A 21327-nucleotide genomic window follows, 5' to 3' on the forward strand; every position below is an offset into this window, starting at 1 on the left:
TTTCTTACGCAGGACAAACAAACATGAACCAAGATTCTTTATGGCATATTGTTAAAGAACTCAAAACAGTATGGGGAAAACAGGTCGAGGACGTAAGTAAACTTCTCAATCAACCACTCATCAAAAAAAATCCGGAAATGAAAGACCGTTATACCTCGGTTCCATTCACATTATCTGATGGAACACGTATCAGCGATGTAGATGTTCGTTTATGGGGAAATGAAGACGATAGCGTTTCACTTGTCTCGTTTGTAATCGAACAGCCTTGCATTACGCTCGACCAGGTCAAAGCGCATTTTCCGGATGTTAAGTTATCGAATATTCCTCGCGGGAATACCGCAGGGCAAGCTGTGGGATATCGAACCGCCACTGATGAACGTGGGCTTGCATGGGCATTTAGTTTTCCTGTAATGAACCAGGAATGCCTAAATCGAGTCGTTATGTCACGTTACGATCGTTAATAAGTGTTGCGTTTTCCTGCCGGTACGGGTATTTCGCTGCCGGTTTGCAGCATCCGCGATAAGCGTAATTTACATCAAGTCAGTGACGATTAACGTGAAAAAACACACTCCGACCTTTCTTTGTTCTGCCCTGATATTTACCTGTCTGAGCAGCAATGTGGTTTTGGCTCAGGTTATGCCGCTCGTTCTGACAAAACAGGATTTTTCCGTGAAGGTCAAAGACCAGACTGTCACCCTGGGCGACAGATGGACTCCTTATATTGCCCGTAAAATTCAAATGCCGGTGGAAGGCAGTTTTACCGGTGAGGTACCTTTTGACGGAACCCAATATAAATTCTTCCAGCATCAAAGGACTGGGTTAGAAATATTCAGTTCCAATCTCTGGTGGGATAAAGCGGAAAGAAGCGTTGATGATTACATCGTATCTCAAATTACGCTGACTGCCGAAGACTTCGCAACGCCGCGCGGTGTCCACGTGGGTTCAACGAGAGAGGAACTGAACCACGCATACGGTAACGGTCAGGAAGACAATGATTCGGGGGAGCAGTGGATTACCTATGAGTTGGGTAAAAAAGCGCTCTCGTTTGAGATGAAAGGCGGCAACGTTGTGAAAATAACAATGAATTACGATAATGGTTCTTCAGAGTGACTTATGACCAAGAAATATCTTGCAGTCGTATTGTTTACCGCTTTATTGGCAGGCGTCGTTGAAACATCATCTGCGCTTGAATTATCGCAATACAATAAGCTCGAAACGGTAAGCCGCATCGTTAACGATAGCGAAGTGACAGACAATCTCCGGAAGACGCTGGGAAATCATTACCAGACCTTTATTGATAACTTTGATGTCTTTGGTGAACCACATACCACCACAGGTGGCGGATTGTTTGTAGAAGGCTGGCTAAAGGATCTCTACCAGGAGAATGCGTCAGCGATGGTCATCAATCCTGATGGCAAAATCTTTGCGGCCTGGGTGGTTCCGGAGTCGGACGTTATTCATTACCAGTCTTCAGATAATAGCCCGGTTATACATGCCGATATTCAGCAATGGGCCGCCAGATTCAATGCGATGCATTTTGCAACGAACAGCCAGTCAGGCCTCGCGTTTGACGGAGAATGGGCTGGCGAATTCGAGAACGATTCGACGTTAACCTTGCGGTTAGCTGAATCAGGCAACCGTATCACCGGGTCTTATTGCTATATCTCCCAAAGAGGAAACCGCATAGATTGCCCGGAAAATGATGAGCGTAATCTTAGCGGTACGATCGCAGGCAATCGTGCCAACGTTGAGTTCAACTCATCGTTTGGCGGCGTAGGCGGACGGGCTGTTCTGGAAATAAAGGGGAGTGAAATGGAATGGCGTTTAGTGACTCCTCCTCAAAAAGGAAATTATTATGCTCCGCTGCGTTATACGTTGCGTAAAGCCGCTTCGGTTCATAGCGCTGAAATCAGAAAGCTCGACACCGAAAAGTTCGCTATTTCGCTGGTAAACACGTGCGGTCATTTTGATAGCGAATGTGACCAGATGGTTTATCTCGGCGTGCGCAAAAGCGATAACAGTACGATCTCCTTAAGGGGAAAAACGTTGCACGACTCCGCAGGTAAAATAATCGGCTCAACGTACAAGAATGGCGAAACCGTTTACAGCGTGACGTATGCTCCCGCGAAATTGGTTGTCAGCAAAGGCAGCCATGTTTTAGTCGAACAGTCAGGCCAGTGGCTTAAATAATAAAACAGCCAGCCAAAGGGCCAGCATGGATTGGCCTTCTTGTTTCTCTCAATATTAATCATCCCGAGTTCACTTATGAAATACACCCTCCAGGAAGGTTCGTTTTCCCTTTTTCCTGCTGCCTGGCAGGATAACAGCATGAACATTATTCGCGATGACGAAAGCGGGCTGTCCGTGGTGGTCAGTCGCGGCGTTATCCCGGATGGCAGCAGCTATGAACAAGAGTTCCACCGCCAGTGGGATGTGCTGCGTCCTCAGATGGGCGAAATTGCCCAGAGCGAATTCCGGAACGTAAAGGCCGGGCCTGACGGAAAAATCAACGGGCTGGAAGTTGAGACGACGTTTGACCGTAACGGGCAGCGCCTGTGGCAAAAACAGCTGGCCGTACAGACGCCGGGCAAACCGGTACTGATGATTTTTACCCTCTCGGCACTCAGAGCATTCACCGAAGAGGACGAGGTGCGCTGGAGCGCGCTTAAGCAGAGTCTGACGCTAAACGACAACCGGAATGTGTAAGGCATGAGCGATAACAACGCGGCCCGTAAGGGCGACGAGATTATTCACTCCAGCATTTTTGCTGACATCACCAGCATTGTGGCGGAAGGTGCCGCCTATGCGGTGATCGGTGCGGCAGTCGGCGCTGCAGCCACGGTTGCGGCGCCATTGCTGGGGGCGGGGGCAGCAGCAGCAGGCGTGGCGGCAATTGGATCCAGCTGTCTGTTAAGCGGCATCATTGGCGGCGTGCTGGCGAACGTCGCGGGGATCACCGACGATATCAGCAACGCCGCTGAGGGGTTAGGCAATGCGCTTTTCCCGCCGTCGCCTGCGGGTAAAATCACTACCGGTTCCAGTAACGTTCTGACCAACGCAATCCCCGCCGCGCGCGCGGCAGGCACGCTGACGCCCGCCGATACGCCGTCCCCTGAGCCGCAGTCGCCGGGCAGCTTTGCCGATTACGCGGGGATGCTGCTTTCCGCCGCCGGACAGTTTGGCAGCGAAATGTGGCAGCCGAGCGTGGCCTCTGCCGCCACGGGAACCTCGCCGCTGGAAGAAGATAAGGTGGCGTGCGAAAAGCACTCCGGGCCGCAGTATCTGGCGGAAGGCTCTAAAAGCGTCTTTATCAACGGGCAGCCCGCGGTGCGTGCCAAAGATCGCACCACCTGCGAAGGCACCGTTTCCGACGATGTCTCCCCGAACGTGATCATCGGCGGGGACACGCTCACGGTCCGCGATATCAAAAGCGGTAAAACGCCGGGTCTGGCGCTGGGGATGATTGCGCTCTCCCTGCTGCGCGGGCGTCCGGGTAAGATCCTGAAAAACATGCCCTGCGCGTTGGCTTCAGCTGGCGGGGGGATGCTGGCCGATATGGCAGTGAATGCCGTGTTTGGCTCCTCGCACCCGGTTCACGCCGCCACCGGCGTGAAGGTGCTGAATGACGACGACGAGCTCGATTTCTCGCTGCCGGGGCGCTTCCCGCTTCGCTGGCAGCGCAGCTACAACAGCCTGACCACCCGCGAAGGGCTGTTTGGTCTGGGCTGGGCAACCACCTTTGACAGCTATCTGGCGCTGGAAGAAAACAACGCTACCTGGTTCGACGAAACCGGGCGCGAGCTGAGCTTCGAGCTGCCGCCCGTCGACCGCGCGTTTTACAGCATCAGCGAAGGGATCATTATCCGCCGTAATGAGAACGGCGACGTGGCGATTGCCGACGATGACGGTGCGGTATGGCGTCTGTATAAACCGACCCGCGCGAATCCATCCATCCTGCGTCTGGCCTCCCTCAGCGACGAATACGGCAACGCGCTGCTGACGGAGTGGGACGAGCGCGGCAGGCTGGTCGGTCTTCACGACGAGCCGCGGGCGATAGACGTCACCCTGCGCTATGAAGATGAGCGTTTCCCGCATCGCGTTACCGCTGCCAGCCATTTTGACGGCAGCCAGACATGGCCGCTGATGCTGTGGGGCTACGACGCGCGCGGCCAGCTGGCGAGCGCGACGGATGCCTCCGGCGTGGTGACGCGTGAATACCGTTATAACGACCACGGCCTGATGGTCTGGCACCGGATGCCGGGCGGTCTGGAGAGCGAATACCGCTGGAAAAAACTCGATCACTGGCGCGTGGTGGAAAACCGCACCAGCACCGGCGACGGGTGCCGCTTTAGCTACGATTTAGCCGCCGGGCTGACGACCGTTGAACACTACGACGGTCAGACGCGCCGCCACTACTGGAACGCGCAGAACCTGATTGTCCGCTACGTTGACGAGCGCGGTGAAAACTGGCGCTACGAGTGGGATGACAACGAACTTCTGACGCGTCGCATCGATCCGCTCGGAAACGCCGTCACCTTCGTCTACGACGAAATGGGCAACCGGATTCAGGAGACCGATGCCGACGGCAATACCCGCACCACCACCTGGCTGGAGCACCGCGCGCTTCCTGCGGCCATTATCGAGGCCGACGGCAGCGCCACCCGGCTCTGGTACGACGAACATCACGGGCTGAAGCGCGTGGTGGATCCGATGGGTCAGACTACAAAACTGCGCCGGGACGAGTTCGGCCAGGTCGTAGAGGAGGTCGATGCCGCCGGAAACAGCCGCTACCAGGAGTACAACGAGGCCGGGCAAATTGTTCGTGCGACGGACTGTTCCGGGCGTATTACCCGCTATCGCTATCACCCGCTGGGTTGGCTGGTCGCCGAGATGAGCGCCGACGGTGAAGAGACGCGCTACCGCTACGACGCTGCAGGGCGTCCGGTGCAGCTAGACCGCCCGGAAGGCTGGACGGAATCGCTCAAATGGAACGAACGTGGCCTGCCGGTGAAGCATGCGGGCGCCGACGGTAAAGAAAGTGAGTTCAGATACGATGAGGCAGGGCGCTTAACCGCCACCCGCAATACCCAGGGCGAAGAGGTGCGCCGCTGCTGGGACAGCCGCGGGCGTCTGATTGCTCTTGAAAACGAAAACGGCGAAGCGTATCAGTTCCGCTGGGGTGCAGACTCGCTGCTGCTGGAAGAGGTGGGGCTCGATGGCGTGGCCTCGCAGTATCGCTACGACGCCTGCGGGCGCACGATAGCGCGCACGTTTGCCGCCGCTCATCCGGAGGCCATCACCCACGCCTTCGCCTGGAGCGCGAGCGGCCAGCTGGTCGCCCGCACCACGCCGGAAGGCCAGACCCGCTACCACTATACCCCGTCCGGGCTTTTGAGCCGGATTGGGCTGCATCCAGCGCTTGCAGCCGACGCGTGGACCACCGAGGCAGAGCAGGAGCTCGCCTTTGACTATGACGCGCTTGGTCGCGTGACGCGCGAAGCGGGCGAGCACGGCGAGCTGGCGTGGGAGTATGACGCGCTGGGCAACCGCACCTCCGTCACGCTTCCCGACGGCCGCGAGCTTAAGCAGTTTTACTACGGCAGCGGGCATCTGCTCAGCATTGCTCTCGATAAGCTATCGGTTTCTGATTTTACACGCGACGAACTCCACCGGGAGACCAGCCGCACGCAGGGGCTGCTGACCACCCGCAGCGAATACGACCGCCTTGGGCGACTGCATCGCCGGGACGTTTTTACTGGCAATGCCCAGCGCCCGTCGCCGCGCCGCTGGTCCCGCCGCTGGGATTACGACTACCGCAATAACCTGGTGCGGGAAGAGCGGGACGATAACCCGTTCAGCTGGTATCGCTGGCAGTACGACAGCGCCGGGCGCCTGCTCGTTCAGGACGGCACGCTGCCCGGCCAGGAGCAGTGGCGCTGGGACGCTGCCGGTAACCCGCTCGAAGGATCTGCTGAGCAGGTCACGCACAACCGCCTGACGCAGCTGAACGGCATTCGCTGGCACTATGACATCCACGGCCGCACCGTGGAGAAAGATAACGGCCAGACCCGCTGGCACTACCGCTACGACGGCGAACATCGCCTGACGGAGGTCATCAGTCAGCCGCGGGACCGCAATAAACCGCAGACGCAGGTCAGCTTCCGCTACGATCCGCTCGGGCGACGCATCAGCAAAACGCGACGCCAGATGCTGGGCGGACAGCCAACCGGCAAGCCGGTTACCACCCGGTTTGTCTGGGAAGGGTTCCGCCTGCTGCAGGAGGTGCTCGGGGATGTGCCGCTCACCTACGTCTACAGCGATCAGGACAGCTACGAGCCGCTGGCTCGTATTGACGGCGTTGATGCCCCGGAGATTTTCTGGTTCCACTGCCAGCCCAACGGCACGCCAGAGCGGATGACGGATATTGAAGGGCAGGTGCGCTGGGAAGGGGTGAACAGCGCCTGGGGCAAGCTGCTGCGGGAAAGCGAGACGCAGGTATCAGGATATTCTCAGAACCTGCGGATGCAGGGGCAATACCTGGACCGTGAGACAGGGCTGCACTACAATCTGTTCCGGTATTATGACCCGGACTGCGGGCGGTTTACGCAGCAGGACCCGATAGGGCTGGCGGGGGGGATAAACCTTTACCAGTATGCGCCGAATGCGCTGGGGTGGGTGGACCCGTGGGGGTTGTCGAGATGTAAAGCACCGAACGGATATAAAACGGGTGATGTTGATCCACATGGTAATCTTTCTCCTGGTGTTAACAGGGCGTCGGGCCACACAAATAGTAAAAATGATGGGTTTGTACAAAGTCATCACCCAATACAAGATGCTTGGGCTAAGAAAAGAATTAACGGTTACCAGAGAAATACTGCACCTGCTACGTTACTTAAATCCGCATCAGGTAGTCCACACGCTAATATAAGTTCTGCTCAACGAACTCGTAGAGCTTTACCGGGAGGTTGGGATACAACGTTGAAACAAGAGTTTCATATCAGTTACAAGGAAATGATTGATGCAGGTGTTCCAAAGCAGCAGGCGAGGAAATCGATTAGTGACTCGTATAAATATTTTGACCAATTGAGAGAGTCTAATAGTAGTAATATTTATTTTGATATATAACTTATTCATTTATAGGTAAGCCGATATGGAAAAACAGGATTTAATTGATCAGCTAAATGAAATTGAAAAACTCATGCGCATGTCTTTACCTTCTGAATATAAGCGCTTTATGATTGAAAATGTCAAGGACACTGACTCTTATGAAATTCAACGAGCAAATGGTGACCAGCTTTATGTTTTCAATTGTTTTGATTTACTTGAAAGAAACAATACATATACAATTCAAGAGGTTGAGCCTGACTTTTTATTGATTGGTCAAGATGGTGATCTTGGGTACTTTTTGAATTTGCGCAAAGGTACTGATGAGATTTATTCTTTAGATCTTGGAGCGTTAGGAAGCCTAGACATGGATAAAGAAAGTAATAGCATATTTTTGCTATAATTTTTTTATTTATTAAACAACTTAGTTCAGTATATTCGGAAAATCCACGTTAAATCGTGGATTTTTTCTTTCAAACAAATCGAACATAAAAAAGTTCATCACATCGTAATTTTTAATGATGTAATCTTTACCTTTCGCACCCAGCGATGCGCCGCTAGTCTCTCTGCTCGGATTGCGACTACCGCAATAACCTGGTCCGGGAAGAGCGGGACGATAACCCGTTCAGCTGGTACCGCTGGCAGTACGACAGCGCCGGGCGCCTGCTCGTTCAGGACGGTACGCTGCCGGTAACCCGCTGGAAGGGTCTGCTGAGAAGGTCACGCAGAACCGCCTGACGCAGCTGAACGGCATTCGCTGGCGCTATGACATCTGAGGTATCTTGTGGATGATGGTTCGATTAACGCATAGGTGCCTAAAACATTTGAATCCAAATCCGCACCAGTCACTTATTTTGGTTTTGATAAATTAGACTCCGGGCGCACAGTAAGAGATGCATTCCAGATCAAAGGAGCAGATAAATAAATTGAATCCACTTGATCCTTTAGATAAATCATGGAGTGATGGACGTCTTAGAGCTGAGTTTGATACGCTTCAATTATATGAAAATGGTGTTCCGCAAGTGCGAACCCCGAGAATGTTCGGCGATAGACCAGGAGCGCCACCTGAACTGTTTACTAAGGCATACCCTGAATACGGTGAAGGTAATGTTCAACAGGTGCATGCTGAAAATAGAGTTATTAATTTCGACAAGATAGATATTCTACCAGAGGAACCATGATAAATTTACAATCTTATGATGAAGCATTGGATTTCTTGGCACTATTTTTTCAAAAATACATTCTTGATTCTAATTATCTTCAGGATATGCAATCTATTTTAGCTGGATGTCGCAAAGAACAAATGGTAGCTATTCGAGCTATAGACTCATGTTTTATGGGATATAGACGAAAGACTCAGGATTATAGAGCCCCTACTATTGAGGAACAGGAGATATGGAAGCAGTTGTTCAATGTATGGCAATAAAATATTAAACCAACAACTGGAAAATATTTATGGATTCCTGGTGATAAGACGTCGGGAGGTATCCCTGAGGCCGTAATAGATCAAACATCTGTCAGTGATGCTTTGATTACGCCAATTATAAATAGAGGTATAAAAAATGGATGAAGTTATTTTTACAGGTTTAGGTGTTGACATAATCAAAAGAGATGGTGAATATTTTATCCGATATGATACCGGAACTATTGCTATGATTGAAAAGGAGTCGAAAATTACTCCGGAAGAAGCATTGAAAGCACAAAAAAGTGAAAATGATGCTTATGAGGTTATTATAGCTACTCAGACTAGAGAAGGAAAAAACAAGCCTTTCTTTTCATAAGGGTAACGCATTATTATATTGTATGGGAAATTAATTAATTTAATGTTGAACAATGCTCTTCCATTTGAATTTGAAGATTTTCTAGGTTTTAATATTTGAAAAAGTTATTGTTTTATTTGGTGCGTTAAATATTGTTATAGAGTTGGTTTCTTTGTAAAACTCGATGGTAACCCGCAGGTTTTTAGTTATCAAGTAATTTGAGGTTTAACTATGATTGAAAATCTCAATTGTATAAAAGAAAATAACTTGCTCGAATGGATATGTGGTGAAAGAAATTTACTAATTAATGTGCCATTTTTAGACTACGCAATTGTCGATTCAACACGTCAATTAATATTTGTATTGAGTAAAGCAAAGCTATTACCAACCGCTTTAACCATCTTCAATGCTCAGGGCGAAAAATTATTTTGGACTGCGCCTCCTGAAGACGCAACTTTCTATTACTTAACATTCAACCTGTCAAAGGAAGTGGTCGTTGTCTGTAGCTATACAGCAAAACAAAATGGTTGGCATGATTGGTTTTATTCCTATGATATGAAGCGTAACGAGTTGTCTCGATCAGGCCCTGCATATTAATGTCTCTAAAGCGCCCAAAAAACGATAACAATAACCGGTGGCAAAAGAGGGCTGCATAAGCAGTTCCAACAAGCGGTTTAAAACAGAGCTGAGAGGAAAAGGATGAGCACGGTTTACATTGTCATTTTAACCTATATCAAACCACTCGAAGAGATTGACGCAGCGATACCAGCTCATGTGGAGTGGCTAAAAAAGGGGTATGCAGAGGGGATATTTCTGGCTTCCGGAAGACGGATCCCAAGAAACGGTGGAGTCATTCTTGCTAAGTGTGAGAGTCTGGCCTCACTTGAAGAGCGCTTGCGCAAGGATCCTTTTCAGGCGTTAAAGCTTGCGACTGCCGAAATCATTCCCTTTGAACCCAGTATGAAGACAGATCTCTTAGAGAATGTGTTTTGACGCCGCAATAAAAAAATCCACGCCTAAGCGTGGATTTTTTTCATTCAAAACAAATCAAACGTTAAACAAGAAGTTCATCACATCGCCATCTTTAACGATGTAATCTTTCCCTTCCGCACGCATCTTGCCTGCTTCTTTCGCGCCTTGCTCACCCTTGTAGGTGATAAAGTCTTCAAACGCGATAGTCTGTGCACGAATAAAGCCTTTCTCAAAGTCGGTGTGGATTTTACCGGCCGCCTGAGGCGCAGTCGCACCCACAGGAATCGTCCACGCGCGTACTTCTTTCACGCCTGCAGTGAAGTAGGTCTGCAGGTTCAGCAGCTCATAGCCTGCACGAATTACGCGGTTCAGGCCTGGCTCTTCCAGACCCAGCTCGGCCATGAACTCTTCGCGGTCGGCGTCGTCCAGCTCGGCGATATCGGATTCAACGGCAGCGCAAACCGCCACAACCACAGAACCTTCAGCCGCTGCGATTTCGCGCACTTTATCCAGGTACGGGTTGTTCTCGAAACCGTCTTCGTTAACGTTGGCGATGTACATGGTTGGCTTCAGGGTCAGGAAGCTCAGGTATTTGATTGCCGCCTTGTCTTCTTCAGTCAGGTTTTTCAGCGCGCGCAGCATGCCCGCGTTTTCCAGCTGTGGCAGACATTTTTCCAGCGCAGCCAGTTCCGCTTTCGCGTCCTTGTCGCCGCCTTTGGCTTTCTTCTGCACGCGGTGAATCGCGCGTTCGCAGGTGTCGAGGTCAGAGAGCGCCAGCTCGGTGTTGATGACGTCGATGTCGTCAGCCGGATCCACTTTGTTGTTTACGTGGATGATGTTGTCGTTCTCGAAGCAGCGCACAACGTGGCCGATCGCTTCGGTTTCACGAATGTTGGTCAGGAACTGGTTACCCAGGCCTTCACCTTTGGATGCGCCTTTTACCAGGCCCGCGATGTCCACGAATTCCATGGTGGTTGGCAGAATGCGCTGCGGCTTCACGATTTCCGCGAGTTGGTCCAGACGCGGGTCCGGCATTGGCACAACGCCGGTGTTAGGTTCGATGGTACAGAACGGGAAGTTCGCCGCTTCGATACCCGCTTTGGTAAGCGCGTTAAACAGGGTGGATTTGCCCACGTTTGGCAGACCGACGATACCGCATTTGAATCCCATTTCTAAATCACCTTAATATCTTGATAATCAATCCGTTAACGATAACCGACTGATGAAAAGTAAATAACTACGCCTATTATACACGTAACCCGCATGACGCGCGGTAAAAAAGCCGTATCGGGCGGATTATTGCGCTTTGAAAGCGTGTAAGCGGTTTGTCGCTTTGGTTAACCCGTCTTTCAGCCAGATTTCGGTGCAGCGCGCCGCTTCGTCTACCGCCTCGTCAATCAGTTTCTGTTCGGAAACCGGGGGTTTACCGAGTACGAAACCGACAACTTTGTTTTTATCGCCCGGATGGCCGATTCCTACGCGCAAACGGTGGAAATTCGGGTTATTGCCCAGCTTGCTGATGATGTCTTTAAGACCGTTATGGCCGCCATGTCCGCCGCCCAGTTTGAATTTTGCCACGCCGGGGGGGAGATCCAGCTCATCGTGGGCCACCAGAATTTCATCCGGATTAATGCGATAAAACGTTGCCATTGCCGCCACGGCTTTTCCGCTCAGGTTCATAAAGGTGGTGGGCACCAGTAAGCGAACATCCGCGCCAGCAAGGTTGATACGCGAGGTATACCCAAAGAATTTAGGTTCTTCACGCAGGGGAGCACGTAACCGCTCGGCCAGCAGATCGACATACCATGCCCCGGCGTTGTGGCGGGTGGCCGCGTATTCTGCGCCCGGGTTGGCGAGGCCGACAATCAGTTTAATCGTCACGATTCAATTCCTAATGGGTTCCAGATCTGGCGCGTAGTTTACTGTCTGGCGCGCCGCTTGACAAAATTCTGCGATCTTCTCAGCGAAATACGAATAATTTCTGATTTGAACAATTAGATTTTCAAGCTGTTCAAAGTCTTATTTGTAAACTTTTGTTTGGGAGTTATCTGTAATTGTGATCATTCACGCAACTCATAAAAGGGGCGTTGTCTATACTTTACACACAAGGATTAGGGGCTTTTCCCCTGACAACCCAAAGTTCCGGAGGTGACACATGAAACGCAAAAACGCTTCGTTACTCGGTAACGTGCTGATGGGATTAGGGCTGTTCGTGATGGTAGCCGGCGTGGGTTATTCAATTTTAAACCAGTTACCGCAGCTTGACCTCCCGCAATACTTTGCGCATGGCGCGATATTGAGCATTTTCGTTGGTGCGGTATTGTGGCTGGCAGGGGCTCGCGTGAGCGGCCATGAGGAAGTGTGTGACAAATACTGGTGGGTGCGCCACTACGATAAACGCTGTCGTCGCGACCAGCATAAGCACAGCTAGTGCTAGGATAAAGAACACCGAAACGGCTCCCGAGGGAGTCGTTTTTTTTTGCATCAAGGGTTGACCCTCACGTAACGTAAGGCTCCAGAGTGGCGCCACTGGCAAAGAAAAAGGAGCAGTTATGTTGATTCAGGTGGGTGAGCTGGCGAAACGTGCCGGGATCACCGTGCGGACATTGCACCACTATGAGCAAACAGGGCTGTTGCTGCCTTCTGCCAGAAGCGCGGCAGGTTATCGGCTTTACAACCTGGCGGATGTCCAGCGTCTGCACATGATCAAGGCGCTGGCAAAAGCGGGGCTGGAACTTGCTGAAATCAGGGATTTCCTGGAACAGGAGTCGCTGTCGTTAACCGAGTTACTCGATGCGCAAATCACGCTGCTGGATAAACAGCTGCGCAGCATACATACGCTGCGCGAGCGTCTGGTGGAGCTGCGGACCGGGCTTATCGACGATGCGACGCCGGATCTGGAATCCTGGCTACAGACTCTGGAGTTAATGAATATGTACGATCGCTGGTTTAGCAAAGAAGAGTTACAGCAGCTGCCGTTTGCGGTGCAGAAGGAGGCACTGACGGCTATCTGGTCAGGGCTGGTTGCAGAGGCCAAAACGCTTCTGGAGCAAGATATACCCGTTACGGACGCTCGGGCGATGGACCTGGCGACGCGATGGATGGAACGCCTGGAGCACGACACGGCGGGCAAGCCGGAGTTTCTCACCCGGCTGAACGAGATGCACAGCGTTGAACCGCAGATGCAGGCGCAGACCGGCATCACGCCGGAGATGACGGATTACATCACGCGCGCGTTTGCGGAATCTAAGCTCAGCATATGGGAGAAGTATCTCACTGCCGAAGAGATGGCCTTTACCCGGGCACACTACTTTGACCGCATGATGGAGTGGCCGCCGCTGGTGGCGAAACTGCATCAGGCGCAGCGAGAAAATAGTGATCCTGCCTCGGAGGAGGCGCAAAAGCTGGCTGAAAACTGGCTGACATTGTTCCAGTCTTACGCGGGCACGAACCCGGAGACCCAGCAAAAGTTTCGCACTGCCATGCAGCAGGAGGCGCACCTGATGAAAGGAACATGGATGACGCCTGCCGTGCTTGGGTGGCTCCAGCAGGCGATCGGGGTGATGATGCAGAGACGTTTCTCTGCATCAGGTCACTCACAGATCCGCTAGCGCGGCTTCACGGTTAGGGTAGAAGGAGAGTCGGCCAGGGATTGGCTGCACGCCCGCGCGCGCCATGGTGCGCAGCGGCTGAAACTCCAGGTTACTCACCCGCAGCTCGCAGCCTTCCGGCAGACGTGCAACAAAGCGCTGGAAGGCATCCAGGCCGCCTGCATCCAGCACGGGTACGGCATCCCACTTCAGCACCACAACCCGTTTGCCCGCGATGCGGGACTCCAGATCGCTGAACAGACCTTCCGCCGCGGCGAAGAACAGCGGGCCTATCACGCGCAGCACCAGCACATCGTCAGGCACCTCCACGTTAACCGGGGAAAGGCGCGTCATCTGCGCAATACGGCGCATAAACAGCAGGGACGCCAGCACGATCCCGACGCTGATGGCGATAACCATATCGAACAGCACCGTCAGCGACATGCAGATCAGCATCACGATGATGTCGTCTTTCGGCGCGCGACGCAGCAGGTGAACGACCTTATGCGCCTCGCTCATGTTCCAGGCCACCATCAGCAGCAGGGCGGCCATGGCGGAAAGCGGCAGCCAGGAGAGCAGCGGGGCGAGGATCAGCAGGGCGAGGATCACCAGCAGGGAGTGGATGACCGCCGAAACGGGTGAGGTTGCCCCCGCGCGCACGTTTGCCGCAGAACGGGCAATCGCAGCCGTAGCCGTAATACCGCCGAAGAACGGCGCGACGAGGTTGCCCAATCCCTGACCGACCAGCTCGCTGTTGGCTTTGTGTTTGGTGCCGGTCATACCGTCCAGAACGACGGCACAGAGCAGGGATTCAATCGCCCCCAGCATCGCCATAGAGAACGCGGCGGGAAGCAAAGCACGCAGAGAATCCCAGCTGAGGGTGAAGCTGGAGCCGGGCATGTCCCACGGCAGCACCAGCTGCGGCAACAGTTGCGGAATGCCGCTACCCTGTGAACCGTCCGCCAGAACATAGTGGAACTGCGAGCCGATAGTCGCGACATGGCCGCCGAACATATTGACGATGGCCATCACCGCGCAGCCCAGCAGCAGCGCGGGAAGGTGGCCCGGCAGACGGATCCCCAGACGAGGCCAGACGATCAGCGTGCCCAGCGTCACAATCCCAATGGCGGCGTCGCCCAGGTTGGCCGTCGGCAGCGCCATAAACAGCGCCCCTACTTTTTGCAGGTAGTGCTCCGGTACGTGGGGCATCTGCAGGCCGAGGAAGTCCTTGATCTGCATGGTTCCGATGGTGATACCAATCCCCGAGGTGAATCCCAGCGTCACGGAAAGGGGGATGTACTCGATCAGCCGCCCGAAGCGGGCCAGGCCAAACAGAATCAAAAAGACGCCGGACATCAGGGTGGCGACCAGCAGGCCTGCCAGACCAAACTGCTGTGAAACCGGGTAGAGGATCACCACGAAGGCGGCGGTCGGACCGGAGACACTGAAGCGCGAGCCGCCCGTCAGGGCGATGACTATCCCGGCAACGGCCGAGGTGTACAGACCGTACTGCGGCGCAACGCCGCTGCCAATCGCCAGCGCCATTGCCAGCGGGATGGCGATAATGCCGACGGTGATCCCGGCAATCAGGTCACGTATAAATCGTGACGAGGTGTACTTCTCTTTCCAGCAGGCGTCGATGAGGGCGCGAAAGGGCAGAACATGTGAGGAGGTTACGTTTTTCACAATTATCTTTCATCCGTATGCGCATCATCTGTCATGTGAATGGCAGGTGAAGGAGGCATTAATCATACAAATAAAACCCAGAGACAAAAAAACCCGCCGCAGCGGGTTTTTCGGCCGTGTTCGATTAGTGTTCGAACATTGCTGAGATAGATTCTTCGTTGCTGATACGACGAATCGCTTCGGCCAGCATCCCGGACAGGGTCAACGTACGCACGTTTGGCAGCGCTTTGATCTCGTCGCTCAGTGGGATGGTATCGCATACCACCACTTCGTCAATGACGGAGTTGCGCAGGTTGTTTACCGCGTTACCGGAGAAGATCGGGTGAGTCGCGTAAGCAAACACGCGCTTGGCACCACGTTCTTTCAGCGCTTCAGCTGCTTTACACAGCGTACCGCCGGTATCGATCATGTCGTCAACCAGCACGCAGTCACGGCCAGCAACGTCACCGATGATGTGCATCACCTGAGAAACGTTAGCGCGCGGACGGCGTTTGTCGATGATCGCCATGTCGGTATCGTTCAGCAGCTTAGCGATAGCACGGGCACGTACCACGCCGCCGATGTCCGGAGAAACCACGATTGGGTTATCCAGGTTCAGCTGCAGCATGTCTTCCAGCAGAATTGGGCTGCCGAATACGTTATCAACCGGGACGTCGAAGAAGCCCTGGATCTGCTCTGCGTGCAGGTCAACGGTCAGTACGCGGTCAACGCCGACGCTGGACAGGAAGTCAGCGACAACTTTAGCGGTGATTGGCACACGTGCGGAACGGACGCGACGGTCCTGACGGGCATAGCCGAAGTAAGGGATTACAGCAGTGATACGGCCTGCGGAAGCGCGACGCAGGGCGTCGACCATAACAACCAGTTCCATCAGGTTGTCGTTCGTTGGAGCACAGGTGGACTGGATGATGAAAATATCACCACCGCGTACATTTTCGTTAATTTGTACGCTGACTTCGCCGTCGCTAAAGCGACCTACGGCGGCGTCGCCGAGGGAAGTGTACAGGCGGTTGGCAATACGTTGTGCTAGTTCCGGGGTGGCGTTACCAGCAAAAAGCTTCATATCAGGCACGAGAAGAACCTCAGGCATGCGTCCAGTGGTGGATAGCGTTCGCCGCAAACTGTGCGGGCCAGGCAAATGCTATCCAGGCGGTGTATTAAAGAGCGCGATGCAACGTCTGGAACAGGGTGACGTTGTCACCGAAACTCAGTCTGCGCCAGAATGGCCTGCTGTAGGGGGGAGGTGTTCATCCCACGTGCTACAAAACCATGCAGCCAAACCGGCGCTTGCTCAAGCACCTGACGAGCGGCGGATTCGGTGTCAAATTCAGCAAAGACACAGGCCCCTGTACCAGTCAGGCGCGACGGCGCGTATTCTAACAGCCAGGAAAGCACCGCATCAACCTCGCGAAAACGTTTTCTTGCGATATCCTCGCAATCGTTGCTGAATTCACAATTTAATAACGTTTCTATTGACCGAACCGTGGTATTCCTTTTGAGGTCAGGATCTTTAAAGATGACCGGGGTCGGAATGCTGACGCCAGGGTGGGCCACCAGATACCACTTCTCCGGCGGTTCAGCCGGGGAGAGGATCTCACCCACGCCCTCAGCAAAGGCCGCATGACCGCGAACAAACACCGGGACATCCGCCCCCAGCGTCAAGCCTAAGGCTGCCAGTTCGTCCTTCGACAGCCCGCAGCCCCAGAGGTGGTTCAGGGCAACCAGCACCGTGGCGGCGTTGGATGAGCCACCGCCCAGACCGCCGCCCATCGGCAGGCGCTTCTCGATACGGATATCCGCCCCGCTTCCTGCGGGCAGACGGCCCGATTCCGCTGCGGCTTTCACCAGCAGACGCGCGGCGCGCACGATCAGGTTGTCCTCATGCGCCACGCCGTCGACCGGCGTCAGCAGGCAAATCTGGCCGTCCTGGCGCAGTTCAATGGAGATCGTGTCGCCATAGTCAATAAACTGAAACAGCGTCTGCAGGGTGTGATAACCGTCAGCACGCTGGCCGGTGATGTATAAAAACAGGTTCAGCTTTGCCGGAGAGGGCCAGTGGGTCATCATTTAACGATCCAGTTGTCCATTTTCAGCTTAATACGCTGGCTGCCCTGGGTCAGTTCCATATTCGATGGCAGCGACGGTTTACTCTTACTGTCATAGGCGCTGTACACCACTTTCCAGGTTTTACCGTTCTGGGTGTAGTTCACCTGGCTCAGACGGTACTGGTCGTCAAGGCTGTAGTCAGTTGCCTCACCCGGCAGGCCAAGGATCCACTGGCGCAGGCTGTTGAGCGGGATAGGCATCCCGGTCAGCTTGCCAATCATCTCTTCGGCATCGGTCGCGGTATAGTGCTGGCCTTTGTTATCGGTGATCTGCGCTTCACCCGGTTTCGCGATAAGCTCCAGCTCGGTGCTGCCCAGCGGGTTCAGCAGCAGCAGGCGATAGTTGTCCTGACCCGTCTGCTGCCAGAAGAAGCGGGCATAAACCTTTTGTTCGTCAGAGAGATAAGCGAAAGCGCCGCGGGTCTGGTACTGGTTCAAATTACGGACGTCCTGCTGGTGCTGACGCCACTGCGGTGAATCAGGGCTTTTGCCCGGGCCTTTTGGTTGGGTGACGGTACAGGCGGTCAGAACCAGTGCTGCCAGCGGCAGCAGGCGAATCAGTCGGGTCATAATGAGGACAAATCCTTGAGATACGTTGCAGTTATAGCTGTTAATGCTAGCGTCGAAGGGGGCTACCGTCTACGTTCAAATTATCTCAAAGCGTTGTATCTACCCTAAATAATTCAAGCTGCATGAAGGCGGCAAGAGAGTGAATCCCCAGGAGCATAGATAACTATGTGATTGGGGTGAACGAGCGCAGCCAACGCGCATGCAGCTTGAAGTATGACGGGTATAAGCTATTACTCCGAAAGGGGGCAGTCCCTTTTATTGATCTCGCGCATCCTGTATGATGCGTTCTGCTAACCTTATTAACGCTGGTACTACTCCCGCTCAACATGACCCTATTAGCACTCGGCATCAACCACAAAACGGCCCCGGTTTCGCTGCGAGAACGCGTGACGTTTTCGCCGGATACGCTTGACCTGGCGCTGGACAGCCTGCTTGCACAGCCGATGGTGCAGGGTGGCGTGGTGCTCTCGACGTGCAACCGTACCGAGCTGTATTTAAGCGTGGAAGAGCAGGATAACCTGCATGAAGCGCTGATCCGCTGGCTATGCGACTACCACAATCTCAACGAAGACGAGCTGCGCAACAGCCTGTACTGGCATCAGGACAACGATGCGGTCAGCCATCTGATGCGCGTCGCCAGCGGGCTGGATTCGCTGGTGCTGGGCGAGCCGCAGATCCTGGGTCAGGTGAAAAAAGCGTTTGCGGACTCGCAAAAAGGGCATCTGAAGGCCAGCGAGCTGGAGCGCATGTTCCAGAAGTCGTTCTCCGTGGCGAAGCGTGTGCGAACCGAAACCGACATTGGTGCCAGTGCGGTTTCCGTTGCTTTCGCGGCCTGCACCCTTGCACGCCAAATCTTTGAATCCCTGTCTACCGTCACCGTGATGCTGGTGGGTGCGGGCGAAACCATCGAACTTGTGGCGCGCCATCTGCGCGAGCATAAAGTGAAAAAGATGATTATCGCTAACCGCACCCGCGAACGCGCGCAGGTGCTGGCGGATGAAGTGGGTGCAGAGGTGGTTGCCCTGAGCGACATTGATGAACGCCTGAAAGAGGCGGACATTATTATCAGCTCTACCGCCAGCCCGCTGCCGATTATCGGAAAAGGGATGGTGGAGCGTGCGCTGAAGTCCCGTCGCAATCAGCCGATGCTGCTGGTGGATATCGCCGTCCCGCGCGATGTTGAGCCGGAAGTGGGCAAGCTGCCTAATGCCTACCTCTACAGCGTGGATGACCTGCAAAGCATCATTTCGCACAACCTTGCCCAGCGTAAAGCGGCGGCGGTTCAGGCGGAAACCATTGTTGAGCAGGAAACCAGTGAGTTTATGGCCTGGCTGCGCGCGCAAAGCGTCAGCGAGACCATCCGCGAGTACCGCGGGCAGGCGGAGCAGGTGCGTGATGACCTGACTGCCAAGGCGTTAGCAGCCCTTGAACAGGGCGGTGACGCAAATGCGATTATGCAGGACCTGGCGTGGAAACTGACCAACCGCCTGATCCATGCACCAACCAAATCTCTTCAGCAGGCCGCCCGTGACGGGGATGATGAACGCCTGACTATTCTGCGCAACAGCCTCGGGCTGGAATAGCGCCCTATACCCATTTTCTAAGACAAGGTGCACTTACGCCTATGAAGCCTTCTATCGTCGCTAAACTGGAAGCTCTGCACGAGCGCCATGAAGAAGTACAGGCGCTGCTCGGCGATGCCGGGACCATTGCGGACCAGGAACGTTTTCGCGCGCTCTCACGTGAATACGCGCAGTTAAGTGATGTTTCTAAATGCTTTACCGACTGGCGACAGGTTCAGGAAGATATTGAAACAGCGCAGATGATGCTCGACGATCCTGAAATGCGCGAAATGGCGCAGGAAGAGTTGCAGGATGCGAAAGCGCGTTCTGAAGAAATGGAGCAGCAGCTCCAGGTGCTTCTGCTGCCGAAAGATCCGGACGATGAGCGTAACGCGTTTGTGGAAGTGCGCGCCGGTACCGGCGGTGATGAAGCGGCGCTGTTTGCCGGGGATCTGTTCCGCATGTACAGCCGCTACGCCGAATCGCGTCGCTGGCGCGTGGAGATCATGAGCGCCAACGAAGGCGAGCATGGTGGCTACAAAGAAGTTATCGCCAAGATCAGCGGCGACGGCGTGTACGGTCGTCTCAAGTTTGAATCGGGCGGTCACCGCGTGCAGCGCGTACCGGCCACCGAATCTCAGGGACGCATTCACACCTCAGCCTGTACGGTAGCGGTGATGCCGGAGCTGCCGGAAGCAGAGCTGCCGGACATCAATCCGGCGGACCTGCGTATTGATACTTTCCGCTCCTCTGGCGCGGGCGGTCAGCACGTCAACACCACCGACTCCGCCATCCGTATTACCCACCTGCCAACCGGCATCGTCGTCGAATGCCAGGACGAGCGCTCACAGCACAAAAACAAAGCCAAAGCGTTATCCGTGCTGGGCGCGCGTATCCACGCAGCCGAAATGGCGAAACGCCAGCAGGCAGAAGCGTCTACGCGTCGTAACCTGCTGGGCAGCGGCGATCGCAGCGACCGTAACCGCACCTATAACTTCCCGCAGGGCCGCGTAACCGACCACCGCATCAACCTGACGCTCTACCGTCTGGACGAGGTGATGGAAGGGAAGCTGGATATGCTGATTGAGCCTATCGTGCAGGAATACCAGGCCGACCAGCTGGCGGCACTGTCCGAGCAGGACTAATGGATTTTCAGCGCTGGTTACGTGAGGCGGCCGGAGAGCTTTCCGAAAGCGAAAGCCCGAAACGCGATGCCGAAATTTTGCTTGAGCATGTGACGGGTAAAGCCCGCACGTATCTGCTGGCTTTTGGCGAAACCGAACTGACCGCGGAGCAGGAAGCGCAGCTCGCCGCGCTGCTTGCCCGTCGTAAAACCGGCGAGCCGGTGGCGCACCTTGTCGGTGAGCGTGAGTTCTGGTCATTACCGCTGTACGTCTCGGCGGCGACGCTGATCCCGCGTCCGGACACCGAGTGTCTGGTTGAGCAGGCGCTTGCGCGTTTGCCGGCGGCGGCCTGCAGCGTTCTCGATCTCGGGACGGGAACAGGAGCCATCGCGCTGGCGCTCGCCACCGAGCGGCCCGACTGCGCGGTGACGGCGGTGGACGTAATGCCCGACGCGGTGGCGCTGGCGCAGCGTAACGTGGAACGTCTCGGTGTCCGCAACGTGACGGTGCTGCAAAGCAGCTGGTTTGCCGCGCTGGAGAATCGCTTATTTGCGATGATTGTCAGCAATCCTCCTTACATCGACGAACATGACCCGCACCTTGCGCAGGGAGATGTTCGCTTCGAACCGCTGACGGCGCTCGTGGCCGCCAACGCGGGATTAGCCGATCTTGATCACATTGTGACAACGTCACGGGAACATTTACTTCCCGGCGGCTGGCTGCTCGTGGAGCATGGCTGGACGCAGGGAGAAGCCGTGCGGGCACTGTTTACGCAAGCAGGTTACGCCGCAGTCGAAACCTGCCGCGACTACGGCGGCAACGAACGCCTGACGCTGGGGCAGTGGTCTTGAGTT

General features: G+C 54.5%; 22 protein-coding genes and 1 pseudogene. 17 read left to right on the forward strand and 6 right to left on the reverse strand.

Annotated features, from left to right (window positions below):
• Positions 1–23 precede the first annotated feature (23 nt).
• The 12 genes and pseudogenes from V4835_RS10220 (at position 24) to V4835_RS10270 (ending at position 9857) form a co-directional block, all read left to right on the forward strand.
• Positions 24–461: a hypothetical protein gene (locus V4835_RS10220; RefSeq protein ID WP_331412092.1), complete on the forward strand. Its 438-nt coding sequence runs from the start codon at positions 24–26 to the stop codon at positions 459–461.
• Between the two features lie 94 nt (positions 462–555).
• The gene (locus V4835_RS10225; protein WP_331412093.1) at positions 556–1110 is read left to right on the forward strand and encodes a hypothetical protein; all 555 of its coding nucleotides are present in this window, start codon (positions 556–558) and stop codon (positions 1108–1110) included.
• A gap of 3 nt (positions 1111–1113) precedes the next feature.
• On the forward strand, positions 1114–2190 hold the full coding sequence (locus V4835_RS10230; protein ID WP_331412094.1) for a hypothetical protein: 1077 nt from the start codon (positions 1114–1116) through the stop codon (positions 2188–2190).
• Between the two features lie 75 nt (positions 2191–2265).
• Positions 2266–2706, forward strand: coding sequence for a DcrB-related protein (locus tag V4835_RS10235; protein ID WP_331412095.1), 441 nt, complete (start codon positions 2266–2268; stop codon positions 2704–2706).
• 3 nt (positions 2707–2709) lie between these two features.
• The gene (locus tag V4835_RS10240; protein ID WP_331412096.1) at positions 2710–7125 is read left to right on the forward strand and encodes an RHS repeat-associated core domain-containing protein; all 4416 of its coding nucleotides are present in this window, start codon (positions 2710–2712) and stop codon (positions 7123–7125) included.
• A gap of 25 nt (positions 7126–7150) precedes the next feature.
• On the forward strand, positions 7151–7507 hold the full coding sequence (locus tag V4835_RS10245; RefSeq protein ID WP_331412097.1) for an SMI1/KNR4 family protein: 357 nt from the start codon (positions 7151–7153) through the stop codon (positions 7505–7507).
• A gap of 170 nt (positions 7508–7677) precedes the next feature.
• A pseudogene (locus V4835_RS24385) lies at positions 7678–7877 on the forward strand (RHS repeat domain-containing protein); the annotation flags it as partial.
• A 153-nt stretch (positions 7878–8030) separates the two neighbouring features.
• A complete protein-coding gene (locus V4835_RS10250; RefSeq protein ID WP_331412098.1) occupies positions 8031–8285 on the forward strand; it encodes a hypothetical protein in 255 nt (84 codons plus the stop codon).
• Positions 8282–8530, forward strand: coding sequence for a hypothetical protein (locus V4835_RS10255; protein ID WP_331412099.1), 249 nt, complete (start codon positions 8282–8284; stop codon positions 8528–8530). Before V4835_RS10250 ends, V4835_RS10255 begins: the two co-directional genes overlap by 4 nt.
• A gap of 136 nt (positions 8531–8666) precedes the next feature.
• Positions 8667–8885 (forward strand): hypothetical protein, encoded by a 219-nt coding sequence (locus V4835_RS10260; RefSeq protein WP_331412100.1) that lies wholly within the window; start codon positions 8667–8669, stop codon positions 8883–8885.
• 210 nt (positions 8886–9095) lie between these two features.
• Positions 9096–9461, forward strand: coding sequence for a hypothetical protein (locus V4835_RS10265; protein ID WP_331412101.1), 366 nt, complete (start codon positions 9096–9098; stop codon positions 9459–9461).
• Positions 9462–9563: 102 nt separating this feature from the next.
• Positions 9564–9857 carry a YciI family protein gene (locus V4835_RS10270; protein WP_331412102.1) on the forward strand — a complete coding sequence of 98 codons (294 nt, stop codon included), beginning with the start codon at positions 9564–9566 and terminating at the stop codon, positions 9855–9857.
• A 54-nt stretch (positions 9858–9911) separates the two neighbouring features.
• Here the strand turns inward: V4835_RS10270 and ychF are convergent, their stop codons facing one another.
• Positions 9912–11006, reverse strand: a complete 1095-nt coding sequence (gene ychF, locus V4835_RS10275; protein ID WP_010432886.1) for a redox-regulated ATPase YchF — start codon at positions 11004–11006, stop codon at positions 9912–9914.
• A 126-nt stretch (positions 11007–11132) separates the two neighbouring features.
• Positions 11133–11717, reverse strand: a complete 585-nt coding sequence (gene pth, locus V4835_RS10280) for an aminoacyl-tRNA hydrolase (RefSeq protein ID WP_023336005.1) — start codon at positions 11715–11717, stop codon at positions 11133–11135.
• Positions 11718–11991: 274 nt separating this feature from the next.
• On the opposite strand from pth, the gene ychH reads away from it, so the two are divergent.
• Entirely contained in the window at positions 11992–12267 is a 276-nt protein-coding gene (gene ychH / locus V4835_RS10285; protein WP_032656663.1) for a stress-induced protein YchH, read from the forward strand.
• Between the two features lie 121 nt (positions 12268–12388).
• Positions 12389–13447 carry a MerR family transcriptional regulator gene (locus V4835_RS10290; protein WP_331412103.1) on the forward strand — a complete coding sequence of 353 codons (1059 nt, stop codon included), beginning with the start codon at positions 12389–12391 and terminating at the stop codon, positions 13445–13447.
• On the opposite strand, the gene dauA is transcribed toward V4835_RS10290, so the two are convergent.
• The 4 genes from dauA to lolB form a co-directional block, all read right to left on the reverse strand.
• On the reverse strand, positions 13433–15112 hold the full coding sequence (gene dauA / locus V4835_RS10295; protein ID WP_331412104.1) for a C4-dicarboxylic acid transporter DauA: 1680 nt from the start codon (positions 15110–15112) through the stop codon (positions 13433–13435). The genes V4835_RS10290 and dauA overlap by 15 nt on opposite strands.
• 124 nt (positions 15113–15236) lie before the next feature.
• Positions 15237–16184, reverse strand: coding sequence for a ribose-phosphate diphosphokinase (prs, locus tag V4835_RS10300; RefSeq protein WP_003856663.1), 948 nt, complete (start codon positions 16182–16184; stop codon positions 15237–15239).
• Positions 16185–16309: 125 nt separating this feature from the next.
• On the reverse strand, positions 16310–17179 hold the full coding sequence (gene ispE, locus V4835_RS10305) for a 4-(cytidine 5'-diphospho)-2-C-methyl-D-erythritol kinase (protein ID WP_331412105.1): 870 nt from the start codon (positions 17177–17179) through the stop codon (positions 16310–16312).
• Positions 17176–17787 (reverse strand): lipoprotein insertase outer membrane protein LolB, encoded by a 612-nt coding sequence (gene lolB / locus V4835_RS10310; protein WP_023336000.1) that lies wholly within the window; start codon positions 17785–17787, stop codon positions 17176–17178. The genes ispE and lolB overlap by 4 nt, the downstream gene beginning before the upstream one ends.
• 326 nt (positions 17788–18113) lie before the next feature.
• Here lolB and hemA point away from each other — a divergent pair, with 326 nt between their 5' ends.
• The 3 genes from hemA to prmC are packed head-to-tail and all read left to right on the forward strand — an operon-like array spanning position 18114 to position 21324.
• Positions 18114–19370: a glutamyl-tRNA reductase gene (hemA, locus tag V4835_RS10315; protein ID WP_023335999.1), complete on the forward strand. Its 1257-nt coding sequence runs from the start codon at positions 18114–18116 to the stop codon at positions 19368–19370.
• A gap of 41 nt (positions 19371–19411) precedes the next feature.
• On the forward strand, positions 19412–20494 hold the full coding sequence (gene prfA, locus V4835_RS10320) for a peptide chain release factor 1 (RefSeq protein ID WP_023335998.1): 1083 nt from the start codon (positions 19412–19414) through the stop codon (positions 20492–20494).
• Complete coding sequence (gene prmC, locus V4835_RS10325; RefSeq protein ID WP_331412106.1) at positions 20494–21324, forward strand: peptide chain release factor N(5)-glutamine methyltransferase; 831 nt, start codon at positions 20494–20496, stop codon at positions 21322–21324. Before prfA ends, prmC begins: the two co-directional genes overlap by 1 nt.
• Positions 21325–21327 lie beyond the last annotated feature (3 nt).

It is taken from the genome of Enterobacter cloacae complex sp. CARB60, from assembly GCF_036487345.1.
GTDB lineage: Bacteria > Pseudomonadota > Gammaproteobacteria > Enterobacterales > Enterobacteriaceae > Enterobacter > Enterobacter asburiae_D.

Bases quoted from the DNA above. Each gene is read 5' to 3' on its own strand.
- V4835_RS10290 (WP_331412103.1), top strand. From the start codon at position 12,389: ATGTTGATTCAGGTGGGTGAGCTGGCGAAACGTGCCGGGATCACCGTG.
- V4835_RS10255 (WP_331412099.1), top strand. From the start codon at position 8,282: ATGATAAATTTACAATCTTATGATGAAGCATTGGATTTCTTGGCACTA.
- prmC (WP_331412106.1), top strand. From the start codon at position 20,494: ATGGATTTTCAGCGCTGGTTACGTGAGGCGGCCGGAGAGCTTTCCGAA.
- V4835_RS10235 (WP_331412095.1), top strand. From the start codon at position 2,266: ATGAAATACACCCTCCAGGAAGGTTCGTTTTCCCTTTTTCCTGCTGCC.
- ychF (WP_010432886.1), bottom strand. From the start codon at position 11,006: ATGGGATTCAAATGCGGTATCGTCGGTCTGCCAAACGTGGGCAAATCC.
- V4835_RS10240 (WP_331412096.1), top strand. From the start codon at position 2,710: ATGAGCGATAACAACGCGGCCCGTAAGGGCGACGAGATTATTCACTCC.
- V4835_RS10270 (WP_331412102.1), top strand. From the start codon at position 9,564: ATGAGCACGGTTTACATTGTCATTTTAACCTATATCAAACCACTCGAA.
- ispE (WP_331412105.1), bottom strand. From the start codon at position 17,179: ATGATGACCCACTGGCCCTCTCCGGCAAAGCTGAACCTGTTTTTATAC.
- V4835_RS10245 (WP_331412097.1), top strand. From the start codon at position 7,151: ATGGAAAAACAGGATTTAATTGATCAGCTAAATGAAATTGAAAAACTC.
- V4835_RS10230 (WP_331412094.1), top strand. From the start codon at position 1,114: ATGACCAAGAAATATCTTGCAGTCGTATTGTTTACCGCTTTATTGGCA.
- hemA (WP_023335999.1), top strand. From the start codon at position 18,114: ATGACCCTATTAGCACTCGGCATCAACCACAAAACGGCCCCGGTTTCG.
- lolB (WP_023336000.1), bottom strand. From the start codon at position 17,787: ATGACCCGACTGATTCGCCTGCTGCCGCTGGCAGCACTGGTTCTGACC.
- ychH (WP_032656663.1), top strand. From the start codon at position 11,992: ATGAAACGCAAAAACGCTTCGTTACTCGGTAACGTGCTGATGGGATTA.
- V4835_RS10260 (WP_331412100.1), top strand. From the start codon at position 8,667: ATGGATGAAGTTATTTTTACAGGTTTAGGTGTTGACATAATCAAAAGA.
- prfA (WP_023335998.1), top strand. From the start codon at position 19,412: ATGAAGCCTTCTATCGTCGCTAAACTGGAAGCTCTGCACGAGCGCCAT.
- V4835_RS10265 (WP_331412101.1), top strand. From the start codon at position 9,096: ATGATTGAAAATCTCAATTGTATAAAAGAAAATAACTTGCTCGAATGG.
- V4835_RS10220 (WP_331412092.1), top strand. From the start codon at position 24: ATGAACCAAGATTCTTTATGGCATATTGTTAAAGAACTCAAAACAGTA.